Here is an 8,111-nt window from a genome sequence, read left to right on the forward strand (position 1 = left end):
CATGCTTGGCCTCGATCCAACCCAGGCGCGCCTCTTGGCTCACGGCCCCAGCTTTTTTTTAAGCCAGTCCACTTCCATCTTCAGCCGCCCAATCTCGCCGTACAGCTTGTCCTCGGGACTGCTTTCATCAATCGGTTTGGGACCGCGCTTGGTGTCGAACAAGACCCCGGCATTCTCCAGGATTTCCTTTTTCCATTGGCCGACGAGTACCGGATGCACGCCGAACTCCTGCGCGATTTCCGTTACCGTCTTGACGCCACGTACGGCCTCCAGCCCGACCTTGGCCTTGAACTCGGCCGTATGCACCCTGCGTTTTTTACCTTCACTCATTTGCTGTTATCTCCTTCACGGAGCACAGCTTAAACCATCGTCTCAGATTCGGGATCCACTATAGAAATCTAGGCGAGACAATAGGGCACCAATGAAAAAGTGCGAAGAAAATGGCTTAATTAGAGAGTACCGATCCATGCTGAAGTTGCAGGATGCTGCCATAAAAATCGGATCCACTGCCGATAAACTCGGCCAGTTGGGCCTCGAAGCAGATGCCGGCCATTTATAGGAGTGTTTGTGTCAAAACTCAATTGTTTTTTCCATACCAGAGTTATCAGATCATCCGCCTAGGTCTGAAGCCATCTTGCAATGGGTGAGGACGAACTGGATGTCTCTTTCTGAGCCAGTTCACCTAGTGCTGGCACAGGCTTTGCCGTTTCGCGAACTTGGGTTGTGCTCACAGCCCCGACAAGGCGGGTCGCTCCGGAAGTGCGTGGAGTAGCCACCGTCGCTTCTTCCAGACCCCTTCGGGACCTCAGCCATGTCGAGATAGCATGGATCTGCTGTTCGACGTCACCCGCTGGATGACCTATCTCCACGATGTATCGTTCCAAGGCTAGGCGCACGAGCTTGCCCCGTTCGCGCACTGGCGTCATCGCCAGGAGCGTATGGACGTCCGGAGCCTCCTGAAAAGTCAGGCTGATTCGAACCGTGATCTCGGTACCGATTTTCGGCGGCTTATCCATTGGTGTCGACATGGCAGATCCCTGGATCAGGACTGCAGCAGTGACAACAGGCCGAGGCGGCAGAAGCCTTCCGCTACCATCATCCGCGGTTCGTCGCTGGTGACAGCATTGGGATATCGTTGTTTAAGTCCATCAAGAAGCATTTCAGCACCTCCACCGCCAATGATGATGCCGTCCAATACGGCCGCTTTTTGGCCAAATACGCGGTTGGCTTCATCCATGACGACGGCTTCGAAGCCTGCTTTCGCCTGATGGAGCAAGGGAGAGACATCGACGCGCTGCCCGAAGTGTTTGATGCTTCCGCTACGCACTGCCGCTTCGACCACGTCCAGTGATGTTGGCAGCTTGGCCTGCGCCAGCGCGCTGGACATGCCGTCGTAGACCAGATGCATGCCTGCGCACGATATGGCTGCGTATTCCATCATGGAGCCGCGATCGCACAGCGCGAAGTCGGTTGTGTAATGGCCGATCTCGATAACGCCCCAGGCCTCGTTGTCGAGATCTCGCTGTGTGTGGAGATAACCGTTATTCTGGATCGAGAGCCACTGCAGCGGTGCATCCGCCTGGCTCTGCACCATCACCCTGAGCGTTTGGCCGGGCAGAAGGCGTGGTGTAAGCAAAGCCACGATGCGGTCGCGCAGCGTGTCGCGCTGCGAGCCGACGAACTTGGCCGGTAAGCCCATCACCAGATGCACCCTTGCCGAGGGATTGCCGAACGCCTGCATGGCTTTGCGCCATGCACCCAGCACCAGTGCATCGTGCTGGGGACTCTCGATCCAATCCGCGTTTTGCCCCGTGTACACTTCTGAGCGGCCTTGCCGCAACGCAGTATCGCCAAAAAAGTATCTGCGCCCATCCACCTCGACAGTTTCGAGCTCAGCTTTTTGTCGTGTCTGCTCGTTCGTCAGCGTGATCGCGGGAATCACGACAGTGGGAATCTGAAACGAATGACGCTCTTCTGGCGATGCCAGCGAGGCTGCGCGTATTTTGAACATTGAGTGGCCGCCATCGATTGCGATTGAGATGTTTTCCATATAGAACTCCAAGTGTCAGTGAAAGATTTAATGTAAAGCGCAAGCCGGCGTGCGCAAGTCAGGTTTCCATCGTGACCATGAGCCGCGACAGGAACCAGGAAGCAGTCCGTGTCGAATATCGAGGTTCGAAAATGCGCCGTCATTAGCTATCATCAGGTGCGGAAATCCAGACAAGCGTCACTGCAAACAATGTTTCTTGACACGCTAGCCACGCTTGGATAAAGTAGCCAGCGTCGGCCTTTCGGCATTTATATAAATTAATTTTCAAGTTGTTCTGTCCGCTGAGAGAGAACAGCTTTTCGCAACGCCAAGCGTTTGGCATCGCTCGCTTTCATCCAATCGCGAGCACTCATCACCATCAAAAAATCCAGTTCTTACTTGGCCAGGTCTTGTCTGCAAGGCTCTACAGGCAGGTACAGAGTGATCCCCAAAACGTGTCGTCATCGGCTTTCCAGCGCAATGGCAGGGAAAACTCGATCACAGATCGACGTTCCTGCTTGAGTCGTTGGGCGGACGGCCACGCTATAGCCAGATCTCCATTCGCTCTTCGCTCCGAAGAGCACCACCCTCCAATACTTCAACTGCAAACATCGTGATCGGGATAGTCACCCCTCAGGCCGCATGTGCGTCAAGCACGGCGCTTAAGAACGTCACGCCAGCTCTCACTGGTTTTTCCATAACTGGAGGCGCGCACCCTCAAAGCCCGGACCTGGTCCGGGAGTGCGTAGCGAGAAACTGCTCAATGTTCAGTTCTCTTCCCGGGAAGAGACACCGAGTACCGCAAGGGCTCGGCGCATCGGTGGTTGGCAGTAAGGCCCGCTGATGCGAAACCGGTTTATTTAAGACGGGAGCCTTACCCCCGCCCCGCCCCGCTGCGCTTCCGCATCTGGTGATAAGTGGTATCGATGGTTCTTGTGGAGGACATATGTGGCAGCAAAAAGTAAACGACATCATGAAATTGGCAGGCACACGCCGCGTCAATGGCAAGGTGGCATCCGAACGCACTCAGACACTGACGAAAGACGTTTTATATGCATCGATTCGGCGGCTGCATGAACTCGGCTACAAGATTCAGGACCCGAAGAATCTCGGTGAACGGCACATCGAAGTGCTCGTCAAGCACTGGTGGTATTGCCAGCACAAGAAAGCCAAGACCGTCCAGAACGACCTTTCTCGATTGCGGGTTTTCTGCGCAATGCTCGGCAAGCCAGGCATGGTTGGCGCCGTCCAGAAATATCTGCCGGATGTAGATCCTGAATTGTTGAAAGTGCGTTCGGCCGCACGAACCACGAAGTCCTGGTCCGGACATGGCATTGATTTGGTCGAGACGTTCCGCAAGGTTGACGAGCGCGACCCGTGCCTCGGTCTGATGTTACGTCTCGAGTTGGGCTTTGGACTGCGGCGCGAAGAGGTCTTGAAATGCAATCCACACGTTCAGGATTACGGCCATTACCTACAGGTTTTTCCGGGGATGGGTAAAGGCGGTCGTTGGCGAAATATTCCCATCGTTTCAAATGCGCAGCGCGATTTGCTCGACTACGTCAAAGCACGCGTGTCGAAAAATAAAGCGCTTGGGTGGGAGTATTCCCGGTCGGGCCAGATAGCCAGTCTGGAGCAGAACATCCGCCGCTACGAGAACTTGATGACGTCGTTCGGCTTCACCAAAGCCGATGCCGGCATAACAGGACATGGATTGCGCGCGCAATTTGCCGAGAACCATGCGTTGCTGCTCGGGATGATCCCAGCCACGATGGGTGGAGGTGCAGGTCAGCTGGATGGCGCCGATAGCGGCGTCGTGAAGGCGAAAGTGGCGCAAGCATTGGGACACAACCGGCAGTCCGTGACAAGTGCGTACATCGGTTCCTTCGAGTCGTCCTCAGCACTTTTTCCGGACAGCGATCAAGGGATCGTGACGATTCAGAAAGCACTTCGGATTCTTGACGCTGTCGCACTTCCCGAAGTTCCCGCCGCGCGGTTGGAGGACTGTCGGTTTATTCAGGAAATGATGGCTCGCACGGGCTTGGTCTTGACTGCAGACCAGGCACATATGTTGTTTTCGAAGCATGCCCGGCGTCACGGGGTGGAATGGATGTCTCCAGGGCTGGAGACTCCTCTGGCGCTGCGCATCAGCGCTGAAGCGATGTTGAACGATTTTTTGTTGTGTTAATAGGAGAAGTAGAGTGAAGCGTAATCGAAATAATGCATTGAATGACATGTCCATGAACTCGTTGATCGAGGCGTGTCCTGCAGAGCTTGGAATGCCCGCAAAGCTCATTCGGGAGCTTGTGCATGGCAAGTATTCAGTGCTTACTGCTGAAGAGGTATGCGGTGTGTCCAAAAAGGGAAGGGGGCTCAGCATGCTCGACGAATACCTGGATAAGCAGGGGTATGTCTTTTCCTGGGGGACGTTGAGCGAGGCGTGGCATCCGAGTGATCCCGATGATGATAAAAGCCCCCCGATTTTGCGTTTTGAATTCATGCCAACGGAGCTCCTGCTGGCGTTCCCGCAAAGCGCGCAATTGGAAGACCTTTTCATGTGGCTGTACCGCAACCATCCACGCTATTGTCCCAAGTTCGACTGTGATGAGGGAAATGAGAGTTGGTCAGTCATTTCGTTTCAAAGTGAAAAGGGCGGTGGTGAAGTCCTGAGAACCTGGCTTGCCGACGTGTTCCTCATATTCATATGGCATGACCTGCTGGGCGAGGCAACACGGATTGTTCAAGAGAAGATCAAGGCAGCTGTCGCACAGTCCCCGGATGGCTCGTTTCATGAACTCCTTGTCGAACACGATCGGTGCCAGTTGTGCATTGATCCGGCTGAGCTGCAGTTCGAGGCGTGTGCGCTTTTAGAGGAGGGATAACGGAATAGCCGGCCAGAAGATGCTGCTGATTTTCCTCATGTTTTACCGAGGTTAAAATACTGGCCTTTTTTCGCGTTAGTGCCCGGTGCGCGGCCGATCCGTCTGCGAGGTACTGGTCAGGCGGGCGGCATCCGTTGAAGGGCGGCCGCGGCATCAAGCAGGCCGCCCAAAATTTTTTCGGCCACCTTTTCCGAAAACCCCACAGGCAGTTCGCTGCGGACCTTTTCTACGATGGCGGGTGTGCGGGCAATGAAATCGAGCAGGAGCGGTTCGGCGTGCGCGCCATAGCCGACCGCTTTTGCAGTGCTATTGAAGTGTCGCCGCTGTATGCCATGCGCGAGGTAGTGCCGGTTGCTTCCGAGTAGCGCCATCGCCATCTTGAGTTTGCGCTCGGCCCACTGGTTGGGTCCAGGACCGATCACAGGATAGCCGGACATCACATCATAGATGGGCGTCAGCTTGAACCGGCCGGCGCCCGCGAGTAGCTGGATACTGAAGTTTTTAGCGTGGCCATCGGGTGCGCGCAGCATCCAGAACAGAAGTTGGGAGGCCATGAGCGTGTGCATGTCGGCAGCGCTCTGCTGCGATTGCTGTAGCAAGGTAAACATCTGTTTTAACCCCGGCCCACCGTCATTTTCGTATTTCAGCAGCGGTGATGTTCCCGTCGCCTGGCAAAAATCCTCCTGAACCAGCCGGAGCAGCTGCTTGCCATCGGCCGACCGCACGCGGTCAAAACGCTCGACGACGAGCACCCGCTGCTCGCCGAAGGTCGCAATCTCGGCATTTGCCGTAGGCAGCCCGTACTCCTTGAACAGCCGCAGGCATAGCCACTCGTTATCGACCGACGTGGTGAAGTCGGCTTTTTTTCCGCCTACCATCCCGATCGGAAGCTTGAAGATGTGCGTTGTCGGCGTCGCGCCGCGCGGCTTCATCCATTTTCCATTCCACCACAAGAAGGCGTCTTTCTCTTGCGCGCCAGCCAGCGAAATGCGGAAATCATCGTCCGCGTCATCTGCGGCGCCGTGCCGCTCTGAGCTGACTACTTCGAGCAGGTGCCGCTCGATGTCTTCCTCGTCAAGGGCGATGCCATCGACCTGGGCCAGTCCTTCCGGTTTGCCGCCTTCGGGCAGCAGCTGCAAGGCGCCGACGCAGTCCCGGCCGATAGCCGCGAGCAGGTCGAACGGTTCGAGAGAGCCTGTCTTGAACCGGGTCGCAACGCGTTTGCGAATGATGTCACTGTCCGGCAGCAAGCCCTCAAAGTAGTTTGCAACACTGGCACCCTTGAGCGGTTCATTGCGTAGATTGAACGGCAGCGACAGCGAGATGGGGCGCCCGAGCCTTGAGCTTTGCCAGGACGCATCGTACTGGAGTTCGGAGTCGCCGTTGGCCTTGACCGTCCAGCGTCCTACATAGTCGCCATTTGCCCAAAGATGGAGCGTCTGGCTGTGTGAGCGGCGACCCATGACTACCACTCGGCCGAATTGCTTGCGGCGGACGTATCGCGCTCGCCCAACTGCAGCTCCAGCTCGAGTGCGGAGCACCAGCTGAGTAACTGCTTGACGCTGATTTCGTCAGCATGGCTCTCCAGGTAGGAGATGCGATTCTGGCTCAAGCCGACACGCGTGCCTACAGTCGCCTGGGTGATCTTATGCCGTTTGCGGGTCGATGCGAGCAACTGGCCGAGCTGCGACGCAGTGAGGAGACGGTGGGTGGTAGGCGAGAAGGACATGTGTGCTATCCGTTATTCAGATATATCAATATTATCTGAAATGCAGATAAAGTCAAGATATCTGAATAACGGATGTATCAGAAATAGCTGAGAAACAGATAAAGCAGAGATGAGATAACGAACAGTTGGCCAGAAGATGCTGCTGATTCTCCTCGTATTTCACCGAGGTATGTGAGGTACCAAGGCCGACTATCACGTGACAGTCGGCCTTGGCTGCTCAATTAATCGTAGAAAATGTATTCAGTCTCATCCGGTTGGAGTTTCAGCAGAAGCCTGGTGTACCTTGCCTGAAGAATCGCGGCGCTGATCGATACCACAAAGAATAGTGCAGTAATCGCGAGAATGTCCGCCCAGGAGTCGTTGAAGAATATCGCGATCAGCATGATGACCGAGAGGAAGCCGAAAACCCGACACACAATTGTGAGGAGCAATTTCACTAACGGACGGAAATAAAGTAACAAGTAGAAAGCGCTACTTCTCATTGGTCACCTTCCTTCTTGTCCTTTGTCTTCGATCGTCTGAGACGAGCAGTCACGGCTGTGGCCAGGCGACGAGTCAGGCGTGTCACTGTAGTGAACGGTTCGAAAAAAAGGCGAGTGTCTTCGATCGCTACTTTTTTAATATGCTCAATAAGTTTGTTCATTTTTTGTCTTCATGATGTTCAGGGTGAAACCACTATGTCCGGCCTTCGCCAACCTCGTTCATGGCTTGGCGTCCTTATGGCAGGAGAGCTGCGAGTACGTGGATACTTCAGACAAACGCGTCTTACAGGCTGAGGAAATCGCGAATCGAATTCCTGCCACAACTCCCTCGGACTGGATTTTCTTTGCCACCTCTTGGACGTCGGCTCGATATTCCAGGTTGAGCAAGGTGAGCGTTTGGTGGCGTGAGTGGAAGCAAAACATAATCTTCTCGAGCGAAGCTTTGGGCCTGAAATGCTGGTGAACCCAACGATTGATGTTCCACCACAGGACCCTGCCGTCGCCTTTGCCATTGAGGTAGGCCTTAACAGAACGGCGATCTTCTTTCGCCCAGTTGGTAGTAAAAATGGTCAGGTTTGTGACTTTATCGGTACTCATCAAATAACTCCCTTAGTGGGGTTGGTTGAGCGGCATATGTGACCGCGACAAGAGTCATCGTAAGTCCCATTTGTCCTTGTGCAAGTCGAGTTAAGTTCTGAGGAAGAGTGCCGGCTTCGATGGATTTTTGAACCCTGGCGATAGATCTATAATCACCTAGCCAATGGTAGGTCAAGGACGAGGAGGTAGGAATGCTGTGATCTAATTTTCTCGGACACCTCGATAGGTGGAAAATACACTATCTGAGGAGTTAAGCGTGTCGACAAGAAAACGTATGGTTTGCGTCAACTATCTTGGCCGGTCGGCGTCAATTATCTTGGCCGGTGAAGCGAGTTGTTGTTAATCCTTCTGAGTTGTCGCCTTGCCGCTGGCCGGCGCCTGCGCCGACTTCG

General features: G+C 54.7%; 6 protein-coding genes and 1 pseudogene. 2 read left to right on the forward strand and 5 right to left on the reverse strand.

Annotation, left to right across the window (positions count from 1 at the left end; genetic code table 11):
- Both ACQ4W6_RS25295 and ACQ4W6_RS25300 read right to left on the reverse strand, forming a co-directional pair.
- A pseudogene (locus tag ACQ4W6_RS25295) lies at positions 1 to 330 on the reverse strand (transposase); the annotation flags it as partial.
- Between the two features lie 712 nt (positions 331 to 1,042).
- Positions 1,043 to 2,050 carry a ParM/StbA family protein gene (locus tag ACQ4W6_RS25300; RefSeq protein WP_436569919.1) on the reverse strand — a complete coding sequence of 336 codons (1,008 nt, stop codon included), beginning with the start codon at positions 2,048 to 2,050 and terminating at the stop codon, positions 1,043 to 1,045.
- A 925-nt stretch (positions 2,051 to 2,975) separates the two neighbouring features.
- Here ACQ4W6_RS25300 and ACQ4W6_RS25305 point away from each other — a divergent pair.
- Together ACQ4W6_RS25305 and ACQ4W6_RS25310 are read left to right on the forward strand one after the other, a co-directional pair.
- On the forward strand, positions 2,976 to 4,217 hold the full coding sequence (locus ACQ4W6_RS25305) for a phage integrase N-terminal domain-containing protein (RefSeq protein ID WP_436569920.1): 1,242 nt from the start codon (positions 2,976 to 2,978) through the stop codon (positions 4,215 to 4,217).
- Positions 4,218 to 4,269: 52 nt separating this feature from the next.
- A complete protein-coding gene (locus tag ACQ4W6_RS25310; RefSeq protein WP_436569921.1) occupies positions 4,270 to 4,911 on the forward strand; it encodes a hypothetical protein in 642 nt (213 codons plus the stop codon).
- Between the two features lie 116 nt (positions 4,912 to 5,027).
- Here the strand turns inward: ACQ4W6_RS25310 and ACQ4W6_RS25315 are convergent, their stop codons facing one another.
- From ACQ4W6_RS25315 to ACQ4W6_RS25325, 3 genes are all read right to left on the reverse strand, one after another.
- Positions 5,028 to 6,374 (reverse strand): type II toxin-antitoxin system HipA family toxin, encoded by a 1,347-nt coding sequence (locus ACQ4W6_RS25315; RefSeq protein WP_436569922.1) that lies wholly within the window; start codon positions 6,372 to 6,374, stop codon positions 5,028 to 5,030.
- Positions 6,375 to 6,376: 2 nt separating this feature from the next.
- Positions 6,377 to 6,640 (reverse strand): helix-turn-helix domain-containing protein, encoded by a 264-nt coding sequence (locus ACQ4W6_RS25320; protein WP_436546344.1) that lies wholly within the window; start codon positions 6,638 to 6,640, stop codon positions 6,377 to 6,379.
- Between the two features lie 701 nt (positions 6,641 to 7,341).
- Complete coding sequence (locus ACQ4W6_RS25325) at positions 7,342 to 7,719, reverse strand: hypothetical protein (RefSeq protein WP_436569923.1); 378 nt, start codon at positions 7,717 to 7,719, stop codon at positions 7,342 to 7,344.
- Positions 7,720 to 8,111: the final 392 nt, after the last annotated feature.

It is taken from the genome of Janthinobacterium woesei (assembly GCF_051380875.1).
In the GTDB taxonomy this organism is placed as follows: Bacteria; Pseudomonadota; Gammaproteobacteria; order Burkholderiales; family Burkholderiaceae_D; genus Janthinobacterium.